Raw genomic sequence first — 21138 nt, 5'->3', positions numbered from 1 at the left:
CCATCCGGGGCGGGGGCCCGCAACCCCCGCCCCCGCAGGTGACGGAATTCCGCTCAGAGCGTTTTGCCCGGCGCCGGACCGCTTGCCGAGCCGTTTGCCGGGCCGTTTGCCGAGCCGTTTGCCGGACCCTCCGTGGGAGCTGTCGCCGGACCCACGATCAGCCCGTCGCCGAAGGCGTCCACGCGGACCGTGTCGCCGTCCTTGACCTCGCCCGCCAGGATCTCCTTGGCGAGGCGGTCGCCGATGGCGGTCTGGACGAGGCGGCGCAGCGGGCGGGCCCCGTACGCCGGGTCGTTGCCCTCCAGCGCCAGCCAGGCCAGCGCCGCGTCCGTGACCTCCAGGGTGAGCCGGCGCTCGGCGAGCCGCTTCGCGAGGCGGCCGACCTGGAGCTTCGCGATGCGCTCCAGCTCCGGCCCGGTCAGCGCGGAGAAGACCACGAGGTCGTCGAGCCGGTTGAGGAACTCCGGCTTGAAGGAGGCCCTCACCACCTCCAGGACCTGCTCCCTCTTCTGCTCCTCGCTCGTCAGGGGGTCGACCAGGAACTGGCTGCCCAGGTTCGAGGTGAGGACCAGGATGGTGTTGCGGAAGTCGACCGTGCGGCCCTGCCCGTCGGTGAGGCGGCCGTCGTCCAGGACCTGCAGCAGGATGTCGAAGACCTCCGGGTGGGCCTTCTCAACCTCGTCCAGGAGCACGACGCTGTACGGGCGCCGGCGGACCGCCTCGGTGAGCTGGCCGCCCTCCTCGTAACCGATGTAACCGGGGGGCGCGCCCACCAGACGGGCGACGCTGTGCTTCTCGCCGTACTCCGACATGTCGATGCGGATCATGGCCCGCTCGTCGTCGAAGAGGAAGTCCGCGAGCGCCTTGGCCAGCTCGGTCTTGCCGACGCCGGTGGGGCCGAGGAAGAGGAACGAGCCGGTCGGGCGGTCCGGGTCGGCGATGCCCGCGCGCGTACGGCGGACGGCGTCGGAGACGGCCTGTACGGCCTCGCCCTGGCCGATCAGGCGGCGGCCCAGCTCCTCCTCCATGCGCAGCAGCTTCTGCGTCTCGCCCTCCAGGAGGCGGCCCGCGGGGATGCCGGTCCAGGCGCCGACCACGTCCGCGATGTCGTCGGGGCCGACCTCCTCCTTCACCATGGTGTCCTTGGCGACCGCCTCCTCGGCCTCGGAGGCCTCCTCCAGGTCCCGCTCCAGGGTGGGGATCTCGCCGTAGAGGAGCTTGGAGGCGGTGTCGAAGTCGCCGTCGCGCTGGGCCCGCTCGGCCTGGCCGCGCAGTTCGTCGAGCTTCTCCTTCAGCTCGCCGACCCGGTTGAGGGACTTCTTCTCCTTCTCCCAGCGGGCGGTGAGTCCGCGCAGCTCCTCGTCCTTGTCGGCGAGGTCGCGGCGCAGCTTCTCCAGGCGCTGCTTGGAGGCCGCGTCGGTCTCCTTGTCGAGCGCCAGCTCCTCCATGCGCAGCCGGTCGACGACGCGCTGGAGCTCGTCGATCTCCACGGGGGAGGAGTCGATCTCCATGCGCAGCCGGGACGCGGCCTCGTCGACCAGGTCGATGGCCTTGTCGGGCAGGAAGCGGGAGGTGATGTACCGGTCGGAGAGGGTCGAGGCGGCGACGAGCGCGCTGTCCGCGATGACGACCTTGTGGTGGGCCTCGTACCGCCCCTTGAGGCCGCGCAGGATGGCGATGGTGTCCTCGACGGACGGCTCGGCGACCAGCACCTGCTGGAAGCGCCGCTCCAGCGCCGGGTCCTTCTCGATCCGCTCGCGGTACTCGTCGAGGGTGGTGGCGCCGACCATGCGCAGTTCACCGCGGGCCAGCATGGGCTTCAGCATGTTTCCGGCGTCCATGGCCGAATCCCCGCCGGCGCCCGCGCCGACGACGGTGTGCAGCTCGTCGATGAAGGTGATGATCTGCCCGTCGGAGTCCTTGATCTCCGCGAGCACGGTCTTGAGCCGCTCCTCGAACTCGCCGCGGTACTTGGCGCCCGCGACCATCGCGCCCAGGTCGAGCGAGACGAGCCGCTTGTTCTTGAGGGACTCGGGCACGTCGCCCTTGACGATGCGCTGGGCGAGTCCCTCCACCACGGCGGTCTTGCCGACACCCGGCTCGCCGATGAGGACGGGGTTGTTCTTGGTGCGCCGGGACAGGACCTGCACGACGCGGCGGATCTCCTGGTCGCGGCCGATGACGGGGTCGAGCTTGCCCTCCCGTGCCGCGGCGGTGAAGTCGGTACCGAACTTTTCGAGCGCCTTGTACTGGCCCTCGGGATCCGGGGTGGTCACCCGGCGCCCTCCCCTGCTCTTCTGGAACGCGTCCAGCAGCTTCTTGGCGCTGGCGCCTTGCTGGGAGAGTACGTCGCCGGCCGCGCCGCCCTTCGCGGCGATCCCGATGAGCATGTGCTCGGTGGAGAGGAACTCGTCCCCGAGCTCCTTGGCCCGCTCGGACGCGTCGGCGATGACCGCGAGCAGCTCGCGGTTGGGCTGCGGCGGGGCCACGGTGGAGCCGGTCACGCTGGGCAGCGCGCCCAGGACGCGCTCGGCACCGGTGCGTACGGCGGCGAGGTCGGCCTCGACCGCGGCCAGCAGATCGGTGATGTTCTCGTTCTCCTGCCCGGCCAGCAGCGCGAGCAGGAGATGCGCGGGGGTCAGGTCCGGGTGGCCCTCGGACACGGCTCTGCTGCTGGCCGCGTTGATCGCGTCCCGGCTCCTGTTGGTCAGCTCGGCATCCACGTTCGCGTTCTCCTCCTCGTACTCGTACCCGTGCGCGTACTCCTGAGTGTGCTCGTGCTGCGACGTGCCGCACTCCGGCGTTGGCTGACCCAACCAACGTACACAAAGTTGAGTCTATTCCACTCAAGAGGATGACGGGAGCGTACGGTTCCGCCCATGTCCTCGTACCCCGTGAATCCACGCGATCCCGGCGACCCGTATCTCGCCTTCTGGCGGGAACGCCACCTGTGCACCCTGACCACCTTCCGTCCCGACGGCACCCCGCACGTGGTGCCCGTCGGAGTCACCTACGATCCGCGGGCCGGTCTGGCCCGGGTGATCGCCGACGGATCCAGCAGGAAGGTGCGGAACGTGCTGGCCGCCGGGCCCGACGGCATGGCGGTCGCCGTCTGCCAGGTGGACGGGCGGCGGTGGGCCACGCTGGAGGGGCGCGCGACGGTGTCCTCGGACCCCGGGCGGGTCGCGGAGGCGGTGCGCCGGTACGCCGAGCGGTACACGAGGACACCGGGTCCGAACCCGTCCCGGGTGGTCGTCGAGATCGCGCTGACATCAGCGATGGGAAATCCGTGACTCCGGCGGACCCGCTCGGGCATACGGCCGGTTTCCGCCCTTGTGAAGTCGCGGAGCAGCCTGAAACATGCCTGTCGCGACATGCCTGGAAACTGCAGCGGCGTCACCGTGTTCAGGTCACGGTGACGCCGCTGCGGGGGGAAGCGCCTGAGCGATCTACAACGACGGGGGAATCGCGTCAGGCACTGCGGGGGGTGGCTGAGATGGTTCGTACGTCCGGGGCTTCCGGCTCGGCCAGCCGATGGTCGCGCTGATCGAGGTTCACAAAGATCATTCCGTACCGGATGGCACACCGCACCGGCTGCGGCGCCCCCCGGGGCCGTCGCAGACAGCGGTACGCCCGCACGTCGTCCTCGTCGTCCCGGGTCACCACGACCGGCTCCCCGAAGACGGTCACCATCAACGAGTCACCGCTGTGGGGGATGGCGGTGGCCAGGTCGATGAAGTGCCATCCGGAGCGGTAGGCCGTGGCCATTTCCCTGCGGAAGGAGCGGTCGTCGGGAGGAGTGCTCATGTCAGCCCCCGATGCTGCCGTCTACCGGAGGTGCCGGCCAACTGGTGTCGAAGTCCGCCGGAGCCACCGGTGCCACCGGATCGGCCGGTGCCGCCGGCCAACTGGTGTCAGGGGGGACAGCAGCGTTCCCCGCGGCCACCGGCCAGCTCGTGTCCGCTCGAACGTCGTCCTTCGCGTCGGAGAGGCCATTCAGTGCTCCGAAGGCCACAACGGCGGAGAAGACGGCGACAAGCGCCGAGCGAAGCATTCTCTTACCCATAGTCGGCTTCGTCCTCACTTGAAGGTCCCTCTCCCCCGTCGGATACGACGATGGCTCATTCGGGCACGTCATGGCCACATAATCGATGCATCATGTTCCTGCACGTTCAGGACCCTGGGGGGTGGAGATTTGATGGCGAACCGACCTAAACCGGCACATCCCCATGCGGTGACCGAGCTGTGCGAGGAGGGTGGCCGTCTCTATGCGAATGCGCTCCGTACGGGACGTATCGCTCGCGAAGAGGTCGAGTCCACTCCCTGCTTGATGGAGTTCGCCCTCCTTCACCCCGATCCGGACGACGCGGGCTGGTTGCGCCCGGTCCCCCCGACGGTCGCCCTGGCCCAGCGGCTCAACCCCATAGAACGGGAAATCACGGCGCACCGGCGGTTGTCGATCGAACTGACCGACGCTTTCGAGCCGTTCATGGCGCTCAGTGCCCAGGTGACCGCGCCCACCCACTCCATCACGGTGCTGGAGGGCGGCGACCGGATCAACGCGGCGCTCAACCTGGCCACGGCCCAGTGCCAGACCGAGGTGCTCACGATCCAGCCGAGCAACCGCATCTCCGAACGCAACCTGATGCACGGGCTGGAGCGGGACAGGCCGCTGACCGAGCGCGGTGTGCGCATCAGGACCCTCTACCAGCACACGGCCCGCTACAGCCAGGAGAAACTGGCCTACGTGGCCCAGCTGTCCAACGGCAAGGTGGAGTACCGCACCATCGACGAGCTGGTGGAACGGCTCATCATCTGCGACGAGACCGTCGCCTTCATCCCCACCCGCGACGACCAGCAGGTCGCCCTGGAACTGCGCCACCCGGGCCTGGTCCGCTACCTGATCAAGGTCTTCGAGTTCGTCTGGGGCCGAGCCGTCCCGCTGAGCGCCGGCGCACCCTACGAGACCGCCCCCGACGGCATCACGAACATCCAGCACTCCATCGCCAAACTCCTGGTGGAGGGCCACGTCGACGAGGCGATAGCCCGGCGCCTCGGCATGAACGTACGGACCTGCCGCGCCCACATAGCGAAGCTGGCCACCGCCCTGGGCAGCGGCAGTCGGGCACAGCTCGGCTACCTGATAGCCGAATCAGGGATCCTCAAGCAGGACATCGCGGAATGACGTCTCCACATCCGGAACATGGTGTGGAGGAACTGTGCGCGGCCGGCGCGGAGCTCTACGAGCGGGCCCTGCGCGAGGGCCGCGTGCCCGGTGCGGACGCCGAAAGGGCTCCCTGCCTCGTCGGCTTCGGACTGCTGCATCCCGCCGTGGCGGACCCGGGCCGTCTGGAACCGGTCGCACCGGTCGTCGCCCTGCACCGGTTGCTGCGGAGGTCCGGCGAACGCATAGCGCACGAGCGACGGCGCGAGGAGCGGCTGGCCGCGGCGTTCGAACCGCTGATGCGGGTCGGCGGCCACCGGACGGCGACCGCGGACACACCGGCGACCACCGTCCTCAGCGGTTCGCAGCAGATCAACGAGGCCATCACCGAGGCCATGGCGCGCGCGTCCCGTGAACTCCTCACCGTCCAGCCCCACACCCATACCGGTGAGCGCCGCCATACGGCCGAGGCCGTCTCCCTGGAGCGCGACCAGGCCCTGCTGGACCGCGGCTGCCGGATCCGCACCCTCTACCAGCACACGGTGCGCCATTCGCCCACCGTTCTCTCCCGCTACGAACAGCTGGAGGGCGACGTCGAGGCCCGTTCCCTCGACGAGGTCACCGACCGGCTCATCGTCGTCGACCGCACCGTCGCCTTCATCCCCGCCGACCGGGACGGCGGCCTCGCCCTGGAAGTCCGCCACCCGGCCCTCCTCGGCTTCTTCGGCACCACCTTCGACCGCCTCTGGCGCCTGGCCGACCCCATGTACCCGGTCGCCGTGCACCGCCCGTCCCTCAACGGCGTCACCCCGCGCCAGCAGGCCGTCGCGAGTCTTCTCGTCGAAGGGCACACCGACGCCGTGATCGCCGAGCGGCTCGGCCTGAACGTCCGCACCGCCCGCGTCCACATAGCCAAGCTCGCCTCGACCCTCGGCAGCGGGAGCCGGGCCCAGCTCGGCTACCTCATCGGCCGGTCGGGGATTCTGGACCAGGAGCGCTGAGCGGCTGGAGCTCCACGGAGCGCGGCGGGCCGTCCAGGCCGGCCTGGGCGATCCGCACCCCCAGCTGCGTACGGCTGGCGGCGCCCAGCGTCTCCGAGAGGCGGGCGATGTGCGCCCGGCACGTCCGGACGCTGATGCCCAGGCGCTCCGCGACCACCGCGTCCTGGTGCCCCTCCGCGAGCAGCGCCGCGATGGAGCGTTCGCGGTGGGTGATGCCCTCGATGCCGGTGTCCGGGAGGGGAGCGGTCAGGGGGATCGCCAGGCGCCAGAGCCGTTCGAACACGGTGACCAGGTAGTCCACCAGCGCCGGGTGCCGCAGCTCCAGCGCGACCGTGCGGTCGGGGCTCGCGGGTATGAACGCGACCGTGCGGTCGAAGACGATGAGCCGCTCGGTGACCTCGTCGAGGGTGCGGGCCTCCGCCGCCTCCTCCATCAGCTCCATGTAATTGCGCAGGCCCTGGCCGTGCCGGGCCACGTGCGTGTACAGGTCGCGCATGCGCACGCCGCGGCGGCGCAGCGCGAGCGCCCGGTGCAGGCCCTCGGAGAGTTCGTCCTCGCGGCGGATGCCGCCCGGCTGGACGGCCAGCACCTCGGAGGTGCACGCCTCGGTCGCCTCGTCCATCGCGGCGCGGATCCGGGGCAGTCCGTCGAGCACCCGGATCGCCACTCCCTCGGTGGGTGAGCGCGCGCCGCCGAGGGCCGCGTACCACTCGAAGGCGGAGACCGCCTCGCCCATGCGTGACTGCGTGGCGACGACGTGGTCGTGCATCTCCCGCAGCAGGCGCGTCATGACCTCCTGCGGCGAGGTCGGCACCAGCCATCCCATGTCGTCGGGGTCGGGGTGCAGCAGCGCCAGTTCGACCAGGCAGGGCACCGGTTCGGCGTCCTCGCGGGACACCCGTCCGCGCCGCACCGCGCGGGAGTAGACCCGGTCCCCGGCATCGCACAGGCGGTCAGCACCGTGTGGATGCGCTTCCGTCCTGTGCCCGGCCATCTCCCCAACCCCCGGTTCCAGCCTCTTCGGAGCGCAACTATGCGCGGCCGACCCCGCCTCCGCAACACGGCTCCCCTCTCCCCATGCCCCCTATCGCACCGCTTGATCCGTCTTTGGGCACGGCTCCGTATGACTCGTTGCAGCAAGCGGGGGGCGGCGGCACCGCGCATCCGCGCCCCGGGGTGCGTCGCCCGCGTGAGCCGCCGGAAAACCCCGGGCGGCCGTGGCGTGATGTGCCGCGTGCGACGTCAGGTCGTCGAGGACCCGCGTGGGGCGTACGTGCCGGCGCCCGCGCGCAGCGTGCCGCGCGGGCGGCCGGACCGGGCCGCGGCCGTCCGCGGACCCGCACCGGCGGCGCCCCGGACCGACGGAACCGGCCGAATCCCGCTCCGGGGTCCGGAACGGGGGGCGAGCGGGGTGGGGAGGGGGCTACTTGATGCCGAGCGAGTCGCACGCCGCCTTGTACTTGGCCGTGCAGATCTCGTCGACCGAGTAGATGCCGTCCTGGACGACCGTCGAGTCGATGGTGTCGCGGGTCAGGGCGGAGACCTGGACGAGGTTGGCCGGAATGTTCTTGGCGGTGGGGCTGGAGACCCGGTCGGGGGTGAGCGAGTCGAACTCGATGCCGTAGCCGCGGACCCGGGCCACGGCCGCCTCGGCGGCGGCCTCGGCCTCGTCGGGGTACGGCTTGTACACGCTCATGAACTGGTCGCCCGAGAGGACGCGTTGCACCGCGTCCAGCTCCGCGTCCTGGCCGGTGACCGGCGGCAGCTTGTTCACCCCGGCGGCCTTGAGCGCGGAGATGACGCCGCCCGCCATGCCGTCGTTGGCGGAGTACACCCCCGCGATGTTGTCGACGCCGATGGAGGAGATGGCCGCCATCATGTTGGCGCGGGCGTTCGCCGGCTTCCAGTCCTTGGTGTCGTACGTCTTGGCGACGGTCACCTTGCCCTCCAGCTCGGCGAGGGCGCCCGCCTTGAACTGCGCGGCGTTCGGGTCCGTCACGGCGCCGTTCATCATGACGATCTTCTGCGCCTTGCCGCCGTCGCCCAGCCGGTCGGCGAGGGCCCGCCCCTGCACCTGCCCGACCGCCTCGTTGTCGAAGGAGATGTACGCGTCGATCGGGCCCTCGGCCAGCCGGTCGTACGCGATGACGGGGATCTTCGCCGCCTTGGCCTTCTTCACACCGCCTGCGATGGCGTGGGAGTCCACGGCGTCCACCAGCAGCACGTCCACCCCGTCGGCCACCATCTCGGCGAGCTGGCGGTCCTGTGCGTCGGCGTCCTGTCCGGCGTTGGCGTAGACGACCTTCCCCTTGCCGTTGGTCAGTTCGCCGACCTTCTTCTTGATGATGGGGTAATCGAACTTCTCGTAGCGGGAGTTGGACTTCTCCGGCAGCAGCAGGCCCACGGTGATGTCGTCGCCCTTGGTCGGGGTCGCCCCGGCTCCACCGTCGTCACCGCCGCCGCACGCGGCGAGGGTCAGGGTCAGGGAGGAGGCGCTGATGACAAGGGCGGTACGACGTATGGCGCGGTTCACTTCGGTGCCTTCCGGACGAGGGCGACAGTGCGGGCCCAGGTGACAAAAAGACAACGCGGGGGTTTGCGGGGCGTCAAGGAGTAACTGCTAACGACATCGCAACAGAAACCTGTGAAGGGACGGGGGTGAAGTCGGGCGGATCCACCGAGTGACGGTTCACGCTCTCCCCGCACCGCGATCCCGCACGAAAGGTGCGATACCGGATAGCCCGTTCCGACCACCGGGACCCCGGTGCCGTACCGGACCTGGGCTACCGTCTGACGCGTCCGCTCCCGTTCCCGCTCCCACCCGGTGAGGTCCGCGATGCGAAAGATCATCCTGAGCATGTCCGTCTCCCTCGACGGTTTCTTCGAGGGACCGAACCGCGAGATCGACTGGCACATGGTCGACGACGAACTGCACCGGCACATGAACGAACGCATCGGCGCGCTGGGTGGCCTGCTGACCGGCCGCGTCACCCACGAACTGATGGTGCGGTACTGGCCGGCCGCCGACCAGGACCCCGCGAATCCCGAGGCGATCCGCGAGTTCGCCCCCATCTGGCGGGACATGCCGAAGATCGTCTTCTCGCGGACGCTGGACAGGGCCGACTGGAACGCGACCGTCGTACGGGAGGTCGCCCCCGACGTCATCAGGGCGCTCAAGGAGCAGGAGGGCGGGGACCTCGCGGTCGGCGGGGCGGAGCTCGCGGCGGAGTTCCGGCGCCACGACCTGATCGACGAGTACGCGATCTACGTCCATCCGGTGCTGCTCGGGCGCGGCCGCCCCCTCTTCCACGACACGGACGCGTTCGCCCGACTGCGGCTGGTCGAGTCCCGGGTGTTCGGCAACGGAGTGGTGCTGCTGCGCTACACGCGCGCGGGAGCGGACGCGGCCGCGGACACAGCCACGGCCACGGCGGACACGGCCAGGGAGGCCGGAGCGGGGACAGGGGCGTAGGCGTAGGCGGGGGCGTAGGCGGGGTGGGGGCAGGAGCGGGAGCGGAGACAGACGCGTAGGCAGGGACGGCGGCAGGGGCGGCGGCGGGGACAGAGGCGCGGGCGGCCCGAGTCGGCCCCCTCAACCGCCGTCGTCCGAGGGGTGTTCATGGCCCCTCGGACGTTCGGGGAAGGGGAGGAGGCGGGCCGGTGGCCGGTCCGGGCCCACCAGGTCCTCCTGGCCGGACGCCCGGGCGTGCTCCTCCCAGCCCGCGCGGAACCAGCTCAACTGGTGCCGCTGCAGCTCTTCCTCGGTGAGCACGCGGACGGCGTCCGGGCCCGCCGAGCGGACCTTCTCGGCCAGTACGCCGAGGAGTTCGCCCACGAGTCCGGCGACGCGCCGCCCCTCGCCGCCACCGACACTGCCGGTGCTGCCGTCGTCGTCCACGTCATTCATGCCGTGCTCCGGCTCCTCGTCCGTCAAGCGCCCTCCGGCAGGAACTGCCGGGCCACCCCGGCGAACAGGTCCCGCAGTTCGGGCGGGACGCCCATCCGGCGGGCGGCCTCCTCGGGGCTGAGCCGCGGCTGCTCCTCACCCTCGGCGGGACGGCCGCCGCCCGTGAGCGGCAGATCCTCCTCGGTCAGCCGGCCCGAGCGGATGAGCATCTCCCGCAGGGGCACGCCGAGTACGGCCGCGATGCGCCGCATCGTCTCCAGATCGGGCATGGACTGCCGCTGGAGCAGCCGGCTCACGGCGGCCCGGTGCACCCCGGCGTCGTCGGCCAGCTTCGAACGGCCGCCGCCGCGCGGGCTGTCGATGTCGTAGTCCCGGGCGCGCAGCAGTTCCTCGATCCAGCCGGCGAACTCGCCGAGCCCCGTGGCCCGGTGGTTCTGATCCGCGCGGGTACCCGCCCGCGAAGTCGAAGCCATGTGTCCGCTCTCCCCTCGTCGCCGGGGCAGCGTACCGAGCACACCCGCGCCAAGGTGTGTGCGCGCTCGCACGTAACTGTGGAGATTCGGCGACGTCAGTAACTCTGCGCAGGAAAAACGGGAATACCGGGCCGTCACCGCGCCTCCCCTCACGGAACGTAATCACTTGCGTACGCGCTCGCAACATGTAACCCTGTCCGCTCGCCCGCAACTGTCGAACACATGTTCCCATAAACAGGGAGGGGCTGCACGTGACCGACCAGCCGTCCGCGACCGCCACCACATCCACCGCCACCCGTCGCCCCCTTGCGTTTCCCTCTACACCGAACACGGAACTGGACTGGCGCAGAGAGGCCGCCTGCGCCCACCTGTCCGAGCACTCGGTGTTCACCCGGGTACCGGCCGAGGCCGAGCCCGTCTTACGCGCCTGCGGCCGGTGCCCGATCCGCAAGCGGTGCGAGGCCGTCGTCGACCCCTCGCACACCTGGTTCGACGGGGTCAGCGGTGGCCGCCTGTGGCGCAACGGACGCGAGGTCACCCGATGAGCGAGAACCAGGACGGAACCGTATGGATCGCCTCACTCGTCCGCCGGTGGCCGGACCTCGTCGACGAGTTGTCCCCCGCGGGCCGCGGCGGACCGCGGGAACGACGTGGCGACGGACCCGTCGGCGGTACGACCACTCCGGTCCGTCTCTACGTCTCGGACGCCGTACGGGACATCACCGACGGAGTCGTCGAGCTGGAGGAGGCCGTACGCGAACGGCTCGGTCTGCGGCCGGTGCCCCCGGCGTCCGTACCGGTACGGCTGCGCCGTGTCGCCGGACTGCTTGACCGCATCGCCGCCGACCCGCTGCTCGCTCCGCACGTCGAGGACGAGACCCGGCGGATGGCCGCACGCTGCGCCCGCGCGCTCGGCGACCCGGAGCAGCTCGTACGGCTGCCCGGCCGCTGCCCCGCATGCGACTGCGTCTCCCTGCGGGCGCTCCCGGAACGGGCCGAGATCAGGTGCGTCAATCCCGCGTGCCGGCGGGTGCTGGAGGCCGAGGCGTAGTGAACAGAACCCTGAACACCCCATTGATCACTACTGAGCTGGCCGCCGACGAGGCGGGGGTCACCACCGCGACCATCCGCAAGTGGGTGCAGCGCGGCCATCTGCGGTCCGCCGACACACAGGGCCGACGACGCCTGTTCCGCCTGGAGGACGTCTTCGCCGCCGAACGGACGACGCACCGCGCCCGGCGCCACGACCACTGATCCGCGGTACGAACGACCGCTGATCCGCAGTACGAATGACCGTTGGCCCGCGATCCGTACGACCACCGATCCCGCCGTACGCAGGAGGGGCCCCGCCGCAGCACGCGGTGGGGCCCCTCCTGCGTACGCCCGAACAGCCCCGCGGCATAAGCCGGTTGCACGTTTGCCCGACCGGTGTCACATTGGATGCAGCGGCAGAGCTGCGCCCGGCGGACGGGCGGCGGACCTGCCGCTTTGTGTTGCCCGGAATCTCGGGGCAGCCCCGGGCACGACGCCCGCAGATCCCCGTAGATCCCCCGGATCCGGGAAACCCCGTCTCCCGAAGGGAGCGTCCATGTGGCCATCCTGACCTTCCCCGACGCCGAACAACTGGTCGTCGACTTCCTCAAGAACCGGAGCGAGCTGAGCGGCGTCACCGTCGACAGCCGCCCGCCGGCCGGGTTCGACGGCACCCAGAAGGTCGTCCTCGTCTCCCACATGGGCGGCGCCTGGATCGACGACCAGCATCTCGACCAGCCGCTGCTCGACCTGGAGGCGTACGGCCCGGACAAGCCCGCGGCGCACACCGTGGCACTGTCCGCCCGTGCCTGTGTCCTGGAGCTGGCCGACACGGTGTACGGGTCCGCGGTGGTCGTCGATGTCTCCGAGGCCGACGGACCGCGCTGGCTGCCCGACTACACGCGGTCGGCGGCGAACCGCTACCGCTCCACGATCCGGCTGCTGCTGCGGCTCCGCTGAGCCTGCCCGGCACACCCGTTACCTCCCTGCACTTTTCCGACCTGAACTTTTCTGACCCGAAAGAGGTGTTCGCATGGCAACGAACAACGGCAAGGAAATCCGCGTCGCCGGTACCGGCCGGGTCCTGGTGGCCCCCGCCGGCACCACCGCGCCGGTCAAGTCCGACGACGTCTGGCCGGTCGGCTGGGTGGAGCTGGGCTACACCTCCGTCGACGGCATCAAGCTCAACAAGAAGGACAAGATCGACCCGGTCGACACCTGGCAGTCGGCGAGCCCGGGCCGTTTCATCTACTCCGACCGCGACCTGACCGTGAAGTTCCAGCTGCTCCAGATGAACAAGAGCACGCTCTCCTTCTTCATGGGCATCCCGGCCACCGACATCGCCCAGACCTCGGTGGGCGGTACCGCGGTGGCGGACACGTACGAGTTCCTGATCCCGAGTACGCCGTCCAAGGACGAGCGGGCGCTCGGCATCGAGTTCACGGACGGCACGGACGCCGTGTACCGCTTCATCCTGCCGCGCGGGCAGGTCACCGAGACCGAGGAGATGGGCTTCACCCGGACCGGTTCGGTGAAGCTCGGGGTCACCTACACCGCGCTGGAGGCGGAGACCACCAAGCGCGAACTGGCTAAGTGGATCATGAAGGACAAGGCGTACGCCGCCCTCTGATCCACCTTCCGTGACAGCCCACCGGCCGCGGTCGCATGTCGGCTGCGCGGCCGGTGGGGCCGAGCGCGCACCAGAAACACCACGGCACCCCGTCCCCCTACCACCCGCAAGGGAGTACCCATGGCCGGATTCAACGTCAACGCGGCCCGCGCGCAGCGCCTGGAGGCGCTCGGGCAGGCCTGGACCTTCGAGCTCGACGACGACAGTTTCGAGCTGCCGACCGAGCTGACCCGCACCACGGCCCGCACACTCCGCGACCTCGACGACAACGACGTGGACGGCCTGCTTCGACTCCTGCTGGGCGAGAAGCAGTTCGCCCGGTTCGAGCGGCACGACGTCACCATGCAGGACATCGCGGCCATCCTGGAGGCTTACGGCAAGGAGACGGGGCTGGGCCTGGGGGAAGGCTGAGCCTCGGCGAGCTCGTGGAAGAGCACGCCGAGGCCCTGGAGGCGGACCTGCTCCGCCACTACGGGGTCGACCTGCTGGACTGGCACCGGGGGCAGTTGTCGTCGCGGCGGCTCTCGGTGCTGGTCCAGCACCTTCCGCGCGGCAGCGCGACGGCCCGCGAACTGCACGGCGAGGCCGCTGACTGGTCGGTCACGGACTACCTGCTCGCCTCCGTCGTCGACCAGCTCGCGGAGGCGAACTGGATGTTCGCGACGGTCAACCGGGACGAGGACAGCGAGGCGCTGGAGTACCCCGAGGCCGTACCCCGGCCGGGCACCGAACCGGACGCCGGGCCGGCGGAACGAACAGGAGCGCGGTCGGGCGCGCCGACGGCGGAGGAACTCACCCGCTTCTTCCTCTGATCCCGCTCCGGCCCACCTACGCTTTTCCTTCGCGGCTTCTTCTCGCCTTCAGGCGCCGAAGAGCAGCACGAAGACCGCGAGAGCGAGTACCAGACCGGAACCGACGGCCGTCGGCAAGGACACCCTTCCGGTCATCACTTTGTCCGGGAGCTCGGCATTGGACAGGTCCTCCGGGTCATAGACCACATCGATGATCCCTCCTACGAGCGCAGGTGGACTCCTGAAGGGCCCCAGCCGCACCTGTAACTTGCTGCCGTCCTCCGCCGTGAATTGCATCGTGAGCGTGCTGATTCCTTTGGCGTCCCTTTTCCTGTCCACACATTTCGCGGCGATGCGAATACCGCGTCTCCGTAGCGCTCTGCCGCGTCGGAAAATTTCAGCAGAGAACCAGAACACCACACCCGCCATGACAACGACGGGTATTGCAGGACCGTACATATCGCCCCCCACTCGGACGTGAACTGGCCCAGTATTGAGCCTAGGACATGTCTGCGTCAAGACTCTCCGAGTATTCACGGCGGGCAGAGCGAGGAGGTTTCCTCATGACTCAGCATTCAATCGACGACGTCTACGCACAAGTCGCCGACATAAAGAAGAAGCTCGAAGCAACCGCAAAGGAAAAGCCGAAGGAGGAACCGAAGGAGGAACCGTCCCAGATCGAGAACTGGGCCGAGTTGATAGGCATGGACGAGGTGGTGAAAGCCGTACAGGATTTGAAAGTGAACTCCATAGCCGCCTGGTCCACCCTCACCGCGGTGGTGATCGGGTTCCTGGCCAGTACCATCATCGACAAAGACGCACTCGCGACCTCACTGTTGCAAAAGCGCGGATACGCCCGGGACGACATGGGAATCCCCCGCAAGAACAGGGCAGCCGAACCCCCTCCCCAGGCCCCCGTCACCAATATCGACGTAAACCGTATTACAGCGTTGCGCAGTTCCTCCATCGCCCTGTCCCGCTCACTGAACGATCTCGCCAAGGACGTACGCAACGCGTCGCGTGAGATCGCCTGAACCGGGGAGTTCCCATGTCACTCGCGCGTAGCTCCACCAGCGCCGTCGGAGCGCTCGCACGTTTTCGCGGCGCGGCCTCCCAGGCATCCGCCTCCGTCCGCCGGCTGCGCACCGTGGGCACCGACAGCCTCCGCCTGTGCCACGACGGCACCGCGGCGCTGCCGGGCCCGCTGTGCGTCGGGCTGATCACCAAATCCGGGACACTGCGCCTCCTCGGGTACGGCCGCACCAACCACGCCGGTTCGGGTTCGGCCGCGGTCCTGGACGCCGTACGGGCCGAGAAGGCCACGCCCCCCCACCCCCGGACCGGACGCCGTGGACGGCAACGCCCGCTTCTACGGCTTCGAGATCGAGAACCTCGGCAACGGCCGGGACCCCTATCCGGCGGCCCAGCTCGAAGCGGTGGAACGGCTGTCGGCTGCGATCTGCCGGGCGCACGGCTGGTCGGCGGCGAGCGTGATCGCCCACAAGGAATGGACTCGGCGCAAGATCGACCCGTCGTTCCCGATGGCGGTACTGCGCGCCCGGGTCGGGGCCAGGCTGGGCAGCAAGCCGGCTCCTACTCCCCCTCCTGCCGTGTACGCACCCTTCCCGGGCGCCGCGTTCTTCGTGCCGGGCCGTCGCAGCGAGCTGATCACCGCGGTCGGCAGGCGGTTGGTGGCGGAGGGCTGCGGACGGTACTCGTCCGGTCCCGGCCCCGTCTGGACGCAGGCCGACGTCCTCTCGTACGCGGTCTGGCAGCGCGGCCTCGGTTACGTGGGCCTGGCGGCGGACGGCATCCCGGGCCGCGTCAGCTGGGACGAGCTGCGCGTGCCGCACGTCTGACGGCGGAGCCCCGAGAACCACGACATGGAAGAGGAGCAAGAGGAGCACCACGATGACCGATGCCATGCGGACGAGGACGATCGCGGGAGGTACTGGATGACGGCGACCGATACCGAGGAGGTCGTCCTGGAGTTGGAACGCCTGCGCCGTTCGGTCGACGTCGGCTTCGCCACCACGCGGGGCGACCTCGCGCTCCTCCTCCAGCGCGTCGACCAGACCGACAAGACCCTCGCCGAACACGAGACCCGTATCGAGGCCCTGGAACGCACCCGCTGGCCGCTGCCTTCGCTGGCCGCGGCGACGTCTGGTCTGGCCCTGGCGCTCACGGTGTGGCAGACCACGGGCCGGTAGCCACTTCCGATCGGCTACTTCTTGGTTCGCGCGGGTCCCGTGATCGCCTCCGTGACGGCGAAACCCTTGGCGGGGCCCTCGGGGACGGTGACCTCGGTGCCGTAGGGCACGCGGTGGACGCCGACCCAGTCGGCCTTCTCGGGGCGGGGTTCGGTGAGGACGGTTACGGTGCCCGCGTCGTCGTGGTCGTCGATGATGACGTAGACCGGGATCGCCGCGCGGGCGTATTCGCGGCGCTTCTTGACGCGGTCGCGGTCCTGGTTGCGTTTACCGGGAGAGACGACCTCGAAGACGACTCGGACGCCTGCAGCTGTGAGGCCGAGCCCGTCATCCGTCACATAGCGCTCGGCGTCCCTGGCCACGATGAACAGGTCTGGCACCCACACACAGCCCTCGTGAATGACGTTCGTGTCGTTCCGGGCAGCGAAGTCCCCACCCTTCAAAAAGTCTCCCAGCGCCTCCTTGAGCAGGAAGACGATCTGGCTGTGTGAGTAGCGGCCGGTGGGTGACACCTCGATGGCTCCCTCAATAATCTCAGCGCGGTAGCCCTCGGGGAGTTCCATCGCTTCCCATGCCTGCCACAGGACCTCGTCGAGGCCGGGCCCGTTCTCGGGCAGGTACGGAGGCTCGGTCCTGATCTCGGTCATGGTCTCGGGCCTCTCGTGTGCAAGAGCGGTCATAGTGGCGTCACCTCCTCAAGTGTGGGCTGGACGTGCTTGCGGCACAAGCAACGCCCTCACGGTAGGGAGCCACCTGGGCTCACCTGCGGAAACGTTCTCGGTACACTCGAACGGGCGAATCCGGAACGGCTCACCCCGTCGGCCACAGCTCGAACCACACGCCCTTCGCGTACCGCCCCGCCCTCTCGTCGGCTACGCCCCACATGTCCGCCACCTCCTCCACCAGAGCCAGCCCTCGCCCCCAGCAGGCGACGGCCCCTGCGGCGGGGCGTGCCATGACCGGCGGATCCGGGCTCTCGTCGAAGACGCTCACGTGGAGGCGGGCCGAGTTCAGACGGACTCGGAGTATGGCGGTGCCCTTGGTGTGCAGATGGACGTCGGTGACCAGCTCCGAGGTGCACAGCGAGGCGGCCATGACGAGCGGCTCACGGTCGTGCGTGTACAGGACCGCCCGCACGAAGTCCCGGCAGACACGGGGCGCGGTGGCGTCCGCCGACGCGAACAGGCTGTAGTCGTGGCCGAGTTGAGCGGGGCGATGGGCGGCACTGCGGGCAGGGCCCAGCTGAGCCAGATCGAGACGGCGAAGACGACCATCTTGACTGAGCGGCTCCATGAGCTCTTCCGCCTCTACGGATGCACGGATAAGACCTACATCCAGGCCTTGGTCGCCATGTCCGAGGCTACGGGCAAGGGGTGATGGAGCGCGCACAAGAGGCATATGGATCCTGGCGCGCTCGATCTGACCGAGTCGGAATCAGAGACCGTGAAGATCCGGACACATGAACCGCTGTTCATTCCGGGGCTCTTCCAGACCACTGAGTACGCGCGTGCCATCTTCACCAGCCCGAAGCTCGGGTTCGACAACATCGAGGAGTGCCTGAGGTTCCGTAAGGAACGGCAGCGCGTTCTCACGCGCGACGACCCGCCGTCCGTGCACGCCGTCATCCACGAGGCGGCCCTGCACATGCGTTTCGGGGGCGCCGAGGTCGTACGGGAGCAGTTGTTGCGTCTGGTCGAGATCGCTCGACTGCCCCATGTGACGATCCAGCTCTACCCGTTCAGCGCCCAGGCCTACGCGGCACTCAGCGGGAACTTCGCACACTTCATCCCCCGCGAGCCAAAGTTGGGCACCGTACTGCTCGAGAATCCGCTTGAGGCCCGCTACTTGACCAGGCAGGAACAGCTGCTGGAGTACACCGCGTTGTTCGATCACCTCGTCGAAAATGCCCTCGCCCCTATCGACGTATCGTTGGCCCCGGCGGCACACTCAGTAAAGGACTCGCTGGCCCTCATCCAGCATCTTCTCTACACGCTCTAGGGAGACCCGCATGCCTGAGCTGAGCTGGCAGAAGTCATCCTTCAGCGGCGGCCCTCAGGGCAACTGTCTCTACATAGCCACCGCCCCGCAGTGCCTCGCCGGACTCCTGCAGCACGTCCGCGCGCAGGGCAATGGCTGACGAGGCCTTCGCGCACCCCCGCCTCGCCGCGATCTACGACCCCCTGGACCCCGACCGCAGCGACCTCGACCCGTACCTCCGTATCGCCGAGGAGGTCGAGGCGCGCCGCGTCCTGGACATCGGCTGCGGCACCGGTGTGTTCGCGCTGCTGCTCGCCGGGCGCGGGATCGAGGTCGTCGGGGTCGATCCGGCGCTTGCGTCGCTCGACGTGGCGCGTGGCAAGCCCGGCAGTGAGCGGGTCCGCTGGATCCACGGTGACGCCGCCACACTCCCGCACCTGCGCGTCGACCTCGCGACCATGACGGCGAACGCGGCCCAGCAGATCGTCGACGACCGGGAATGGGAGCAGACCCTGCGGGGCGCCCACGAAGCGCTGCGGCCCGGCGGACATCTGGTCTTCGAGACCCGGGATCCGGCCCGCCGCGCCTGGGAGGAGTGGAACCGCGAGGCCTCGTACAGCGTGACGGAGATCCCGGGGGCCGGCGCGGTCGAGAGCTGGATCCAGCTGACCGAGGTGAGCGGGCAGCTGGTGTCCTTCCGCCACACCTACGTGTTCACCGTGGACGGGCAGGTGCTGACCTCGGACTCGACGCTGCGGTTTCGCGAGCGGGGCGAGGTCGAAGAAGACCTGCAGTCGCAGGGGTTCGTCGTGCGAGACGTCCGTGACGCCCCCGACCGTCCCGGACGTGAGTTCGTCTTCGTCGCGCAGCGGCGCTGAGAACGCCCTGCCCGCTCTCGTCCTCCGCACCCTTCAAGGAGGCCTCGATGCCTGAACTCACCTGGCAGAAATCGACGTTCAGCGGTGGTCCGCAGGGCGAGTGTGTCTACATGGCCGCCGCCCCCGACGGAACGATCCGCCTCCGCGAGAGCGACGCCCCCGACACCGTTCTCTCCACCGGCCCGCAGGGCCTCGCACGGCTTCTGCACCACGTCCGCTCCACCACTGCGGGACACCCGACCGCGTGAAGGGGCCCGGAGGTTCGTCGTGAACCTCCGGGCCCCTTCACCGGCCGTGCCTGCGCGTGTTCGTCAGTCCGTCGGTGGGCGCTTGGGGCGCCACACCACCAGCGCGCTCGTGTGTTGGACCTCCTGGTACGGGACCAGGTCGCGGCGGTACGAGGCGTGGACCGCCGCCTCGCGCTGCTGCATCGTCGCCGCCGCGCCCTCCACGGCCGACTGCAGTTCCGCCACCCGGGACTGGAGCGCGGCCACCTGGTTCTCCAGCTCGATGATGCGCTTGATGCCGGCGAGGTTGATGCCCTCGTCCTGCGACAACTGCTGGACCGTGCGCAGCAGTTCGATGTCGCGGGCCGAGTAGCGGCGGCCCCGCCCGGCCGTGCGGTCCGGGGAGACCAGGCCGAGGCGGTCGTACTGGCGCAGCGTCTGCGGGTGCAGGCCGGACAGCTGGGCGGCCACCGAGATGACGTACACCGGTGTTTCTTCCGTCAGCTCGTAAGCCCTGCCGGTGAATGAGTTCTGCCGACGACGTCCGGTTCCGTCCATGGTGTCCTCATGCTCCCTTCGCGGCCTGGAACAGCTCCGCCCGCGGATCCTCCTCCGCGGTCGCCTCGCGATACGCCTCCAGCGCGTCACGAGCCTTCCCCGTCACGTCCGCCGGGACACTCACCTCGACGGTGACGAGCAGGTCCCCGCGGGTGCCGTCCTTGCGGACCGCGCCCTTGCCCCGGGCGCGCATCGTACGGCCGTTGGGCGTGCCCGGCGGCAGTTTCAGGGTGACCGGGGGCCCGCCCAGCGTGGGCACGCGGATCTCGCCGCCGAGCGCCGCCTCCGTGAAGGTGACGGGCACGGTGACGGTGAGGTTGTCGCCCTTGCGGCCGAAGACCGGGTGCGCGTCCACGTGCACGGTGACGTACAGGTCACCGGAGGGCCCGCCCCGCTCGCCCGGCGCGCCCTTGCCGCGCAGCCGGATGCGCTGGCCGTCCGACACCCCGGCGGGGATACGGACCTGCATGGTCCGGGACGACTTGGCGCGCCCCGAGCCGCTGCACACCGCGCAGGCGTGCTCGGCGATCAGGCCGCGGCCCTTGCAGTCCGGGCACGGATCGGTCAGCGAGAACCCGCCGCCCGAGCCGCGCGCCACCTGGCCGGTGCCGACGCAGGTCGGGCACACGCGCGGCGTGCCGTTCTTGTCGCCGGTGCCCGAGCAGGCCTTGCAGGGCGACTGCGAGGTCATCCGGAGCGGGACGGTCGCGCCGTCCACCGCCTCCGTGAAGCTGAGCGTGACCTCGGTGTCGATGTCCTGGCCGCGCCGCGGCTGCGTACGGGCGCCGGGGCCGGTGCCCGCGCCGCCGCGGTTGAAGAGGCCGCCGAAGACGTCCCCTATGCCGCCGCCGAAACCGCCGGCCCCACCGGGTCCCTGTGCCCCGCCCTGGGGGCCGCCTCCGAAGAGGTCCCCCAGGTCGAAGTTGAAGGAACCGCCCGACCCGCCGGGTCCGGGCCGGAAGCCGCCGTTGCCGAAGAGGGCGCGGGCCTCGTCGTACTCCTTGCGCTTCTTGGGGTCCCCGAGGACGTCGTTCGCCTCGGAGATCTCCTTGAAGCGCTCCTCGGCCTTCGCGTTGCCCTTGTTGGCGTCCGGGTGGAACTCGCGGGCGAGCTTCCGGTACGCCTTCTTGATCTCGGCCTCGGTGGCGTCCTTGGGGACGCCGAGGACCTTGTAGTAGTCCTTCTCGATGAAGTCCTTGGTGCTCATCCTCGACGCCCCTCCTTCCGTACGTCACTCTCACGTACGCGCTCGGCGTGCTCCGTGCGTGCGGGAGCGCGTACGGTCCGTGT

The 21138-nt window shown here is 69.7% G+C and carries 27 protein-coding genes and 2 pseudogenes; 18 read left to right on the top strand and 11 right to left on the bottom strand.

All coding sequences use genetic code 11. From position 1 onward, the window contains the following. Positions 1-131: 131 nt before the first annotated feature. Positions 132-2723: pseudogene (gene clpB, locus QFZ75_RS20870) on the bottom strand (ATP-dependent chaperone ClpB); the annotation flags it as partial. Between the two features lie 156 nt (positions 2724-2879). Here clpB and QFZ75_RS20865 point away from each other — a divergent pair. Continuing rightward, the gene (locus QFZ75_RS20865) at positions 2880-3293 is read left to right on the top strand and encodes a pyridoxamine 5'-phosphate oxidase family protein (protein WP_307539068.1); all 414 of its coding nucleotides are present in this window, start codon (positions 2880-2882) and stop codon (positions 3291-3293) included. A gap of 178 nt (positions 3294-3471) precedes the next feature. Here the strand turns inward: QFZ75_RS20865 and QFZ75_RS20860 are convergent, their stop codons facing one another. Then, positions 3472-3807, bottom strand: coding sequence for a hypothetical protein (locus QFZ75_RS20860; protein ID WP_307539066.1), 336 nt, complete (start codon positions 3805-3807; stop codon positions 3472-3474). Positions 3808-4198: 391 nt separating this feature from the next. Between QFZ75_RS20860 and QFZ75_RS20855 the strand changes: the two genes are divergently transcribed. Together QFZ75_RS20855 and QFZ75_RS20850 are read left to right on the top strand one after the other, a co-directional pair. Beyond that, positions 4199-5185 (top strand): helix-turn-helix transcriptional regulator, encoded by a 987-nt coding sequence (locus tag QFZ75_RS20855; RefSeq protein ID WP_307539064.1) that lies wholly within the window; start codon positions 4199-4201, stop codon positions 5183-5185. Beyond that, a complete protein-coding gene (locus QFZ75_RS20850) occupies positions 5182-6165 on the top strand; it encodes a helix-turn-helix transcriptional regulator (RefSeq protein ID WP_307539062.1) in 984 nt (327 codons plus the stop codon). The genes QFZ75_RS20855 and QFZ75_RS20850 overlap by 4 nt, the downstream gene beginning before the upstream one ends. Here QFZ75_RS20850 and QFZ75_RS20845 read toward each other — a convergent pair. Next, complete coding sequence (locus QFZ75_RS20845) at positions 6128-7159, bottom strand: LuxR C-terminal-related transcriptional regulator (protein WP_307539060.1); 1032 nt, start codon at positions 7157-7159, stop codon at positions 6128-6130. The genes QFZ75_RS20850 and QFZ75_RS20845 overlap by 38 nt on opposite strands. 429 nt (positions 7160-7588) lie before the next feature. Then, positions 7589-8698 carry a substrate-binding domain-containing protein gene (locus QFZ75_RS20840; protein WP_307539057.1) on the bottom strand — a complete coding sequence of 370 codons (1110 nt, stop codon included), beginning with the start codon at positions 8696-8698 and terminating at the stop codon, positions 7589-7591. Between the two features lie 303 nt (positions 8699-9001). Here QFZ75_RS20840 and QFZ75_RS20835 point away from each other — a divergent pair, with 303 nt between their 5' ends. Next, on the top strand, positions 9002-9637 hold the full coding sequence (locus QFZ75_RS20835; RefSeq protein ID WP_307539055.1) for a dihydrofolate reductase family protein: 636 nt from the start codon (positions 9002-9004) through the stop codon (positions 9635-9637). A 120-nt stretch (positions 9638-9757) separates the two neighbouring features. Here the strand turns inward: QFZ75_RS20835 and QFZ75_RS20830 are convergent, their stop codons facing one another. Then, entirely contained in the window at positions 9758-10072 is a 315-nt protein-coding gene (locus QFZ75_RS20830; protein WP_307539054.1) for a hypothetical protein, read from the bottom strand. Between the two features lie 23 nt (positions 10073-10095). After that, the gene (locus QFZ75_RS20825) at positions 10096-10545 is read right to left on the bottom strand and encodes a helix-turn-helix transcriptional regulator (RefSeq protein ID WP_307539052.1); all 450 of its coding nucleotides are present in this window, start codon (positions 10543-10545) and stop codon (positions 10096-10098) included. A gap of 251 nt (positions 10546-10796) precedes the next feature. On the opposite strand from QFZ75_RS20825, the gene QFZ75_RS20820 reads away from it, so the two are divergent. The 7 genes from QFZ75_RS20820 to QFZ75_RS20790 all read left to right on the top strand — a co-directional run bounded on the left by QFZ75_RS20820 (position 10797) and on the right by QFZ75_RS20790 (position 14019). After that, a complete protein-coding gene (locus QFZ75_RS20820; protein ID WP_307539050.1) occupies positions 10797-11090 on the top strand; it encodes a hypothetical protein in 294 nt (97 codons plus the stop codon). Further along, the gene (locus QFZ75_RS20815) at positions 11087-11596 is read left to right on the top strand and encodes a hypothetical protein (protein WP_307539048.1); all 510 of its coding nucleotides are present in this window, start codon (positions 11087-11089) and stop codon (positions 11594-11596) included. The genes QFZ75_RS20820 and QFZ75_RS20815 overlap by 4 nt, the downstream gene beginning before the upstream one ends. Then, positions 11596-11799, top strand: a complete 204-nt coding sequence (locus QFZ75_RS20810; RefSeq protein ID WP_307539046.1) for an excisionase family DNA-binding protein — start codon at positions 11596-11598, stop codon at positions 11797-11799. The genes QFZ75_RS20815 and QFZ75_RS20810 overlap by 1 nt, the downstream gene beginning before the upstream one ends. 336 nt (positions 11800-12135) lie before the next feature. Beyond that, on the top strand, positions 12136-12537 hold the full coding sequence (locus QFZ75_RS20805; protein WP_307539044.1) for a hypothetical protein: 402 nt from the start codon (positions 12136-12138) through the stop codon (positions 12535-12537). A 73-nt stretch (positions 12538-12610) separates the two neighbouring features. After that, positions 12611-13207 carry a phage tail protein gene (locus QFZ75_RS20800; protein ID WP_307539042.1) on the top strand — a complete coding sequence of 199 codons (597 nt, stop codon included), beginning with the start codon at positions 12611-12613 and terminating at the stop codon, positions 13205-13207. Between the two features lie 120 nt (positions 13208-13327). Next, complete coding sequence (locus QFZ75_RS20795) at positions 13328-13618, top strand: hypothetical protein (RefSeq protein ID WP_307539041.1); 291 nt, start codon at positions 13328-13330, stop codon at positions 13616-13618. Between the two features lie 14 nt (positions 13619-13632). Continuing rightward, entirely contained in the window at positions 13633-14019 is a 387-nt protein-coding gene (locus QFZ75_RS20790) for a hypothetical protein (RefSeq protein ID WP_307539039.1), read from the top strand. Between the two features lie 48 nt (positions 14020-14067). Here the strand turns inward: QFZ75_RS20790 and QFZ75_RS20785 are convergent, their stop codons facing one another. Further along, positions 14068-14427 (bottom strand): hypothetical protein, encoded by a 360-nt coding sequence (locus QFZ75_RS20785; RefSeq protein WP_307539036.1) that lies wholly within the window; start codon positions 14425-14427, stop codon positions 14068-14070. A gap of 134 nt (positions 14428-14561) precedes the next feature. On the opposite strand from QFZ75_RS20785, the gene QFZ75_RS20780 reads away from it, so the two are divergent. The 3 genes and pseudogenes from QFZ75_RS20780 to QFZ75_RS20770 all read left to right on the top strand — a co-directional run bounded on the left by QFZ75_RS20780 (position 14562) and on the right by QFZ75_RS20770 (position 16208). Beyond that, positions 14562-15032 carry a hypothetical protein gene (locus QFZ75_RS20780; protein WP_307539034.1) on the top strand — a complete coding sequence of 157 codons (471 nt, stop codon included), beginning with the start codon at positions 14562-14564 and terminating at the stop codon, positions 15030-15032. Between the two features lie 110 nt (positions 15033-15142). After that, positions 15143-15857 (top strand): annotated as a pseudogene (locus QFZ75_RS20775) (peptidoglycan-binding protein); the annotation flags it as partial. A gap of 96 nt (positions 15858-15953) precedes the next feature. After that, a complete protein-coding gene (locus QFZ75_RS20770) occupies positions 15954-16208 on the top strand; it encodes a hypothetical protein (protein WP_307539031.1) in 255 nt (84 codons plus the stop codon). A gap of 14 nt (positions 16209-16222) precedes the next feature. Here QFZ75_RS20770 and QFZ75_RS20765 read toward each other — a convergent pair whose 3' ends face one another. Both QFZ75_RS20765 and QFZ75_RS20760 read right to left on the bottom strand, forming a co-directional pair. Further along, positions 16223-16855, bottom strand: a complete 633-nt coding sequence (locus QFZ75_RS20765; RefSeq protein ID WP_307539028.1) for a Uma2 family endonuclease — start codon at positions 16853-16855, stop codon at positions 16223-16225. Between the two features lie 163 nt (positions 16856-17018). Next, entirely contained in the window at positions 17019-17501 is a 483-nt protein-coding gene (locus QFZ75_RS20760) for an ATP-binding protein (RefSeq protein ID WP_307539026.1), read from the bottom strand. Positions 17502-17606: 105 nt separating this feature from the next. Between QFZ75_RS20760 and QFZ75_RS20755 the strand changes: the two genes are divergently transcribed. The 4 genes from QFZ75_RS20755 to QFZ75_RS20740 are packed head-to-tail and all read left to right on the top strand — an operon-like array spanning position 17607 to position 19311. Next, the gene (locus tag QFZ75_RS20755) at positions 17607-18206 is read left to right on the top strand and encodes a DUF5753 domain-containing protein (RefSeq protein ID WP_307539025.1); all 600 of its coding nucleotides are present in this window, start codon (positions 17607-17609) and stop codon (positions 18204-18206) included. Between the two features lie 10 nt (positions 18207-18216). Then, positions 18217-18345 carry a DUF397 domain-containing protein gene (locus tag QFZ75_RS20750; protein WP_307539023.1) on the top strand — a complete coding sequence of 43 codons (129 nt, stop codon included), beginning with the start codon at positions 18217-18219 and terminating at the stop codon, positions 18343-18345. Further along, positions 18338-19063: a bifunctional 2-polyprenyl-6-hydroxyphenol methylase/3-demethylubiquinol 3-O-methyltransferase UbiG gene (locus QFZ75_RS20745; RefSeq protein ID WP_307539022.1), complete on the top strand. Its 726-nt coding sequence runs from the start codon at positions 18338-18340 to the stop codon at positions 19061-19063. The genes QFZ75_RS20750 and QFZ75_RS20745 overlap by 8 nt, the downstream gene beginning before the upstream one ends. 47 nt (positions 19064-19110) lie before the next feature. Next, positions 19111-19311 carry a DUF397 domain-containing protein gene (locus QFZ75_RS20740; RefSeq protein ID WP_307539020.1) on the top strand — a complete coding sequence of 67 codons (201 nt, stop codon included), beginning with the start codon at positions 19111-19113 and terminating at the stop codon, positions 19309-19311. A gap of 63 nt (positions 19312-19374) precedes the next feature. On the opposite strand, the gene QFZ75_RS20735 is transcribed toward QFZ75_RS20740, so the two are convergent. Continuing rightward, positions 19375-19848 carry a heat shock protein transcriptional repressor HspR gene (locus tag QFZ75_RS20735; RefSeq protein ID WP_307539018.1) on the bottom strand — a complete coding sequence of 158 codons (474 nt, stop codon included), beginning with the start codon at positions 19846-19848 and terminating at the stop codon, positions 19375-19377. Between the two features lie 7 nt (positions 19849-19855). After that, positions 19856-21055, bottom strand: a complete 1200-nt coding sequence (dnaJ, locus tag QFZ75_RS20730; protein ID WP_307539016.1) for a molecular chaperone DnaJ — start codon at positions 21053-21055, stop codon at positions 19856-19858. Positions 21056-21138 lie beyond the last annotated feature (83 nt).

It is taken from the genome of Streptomyces sp. V3I8, from assembly GCF_030817535.1.
GTDB lineage: Bacteria > Actinomycetota > Actinomycetes > Streptomycetales > Streptomycetaceae > Streptomyces.
This window is presented reverse-complemented; position numbering and strand designations above follow the sequence as displayed.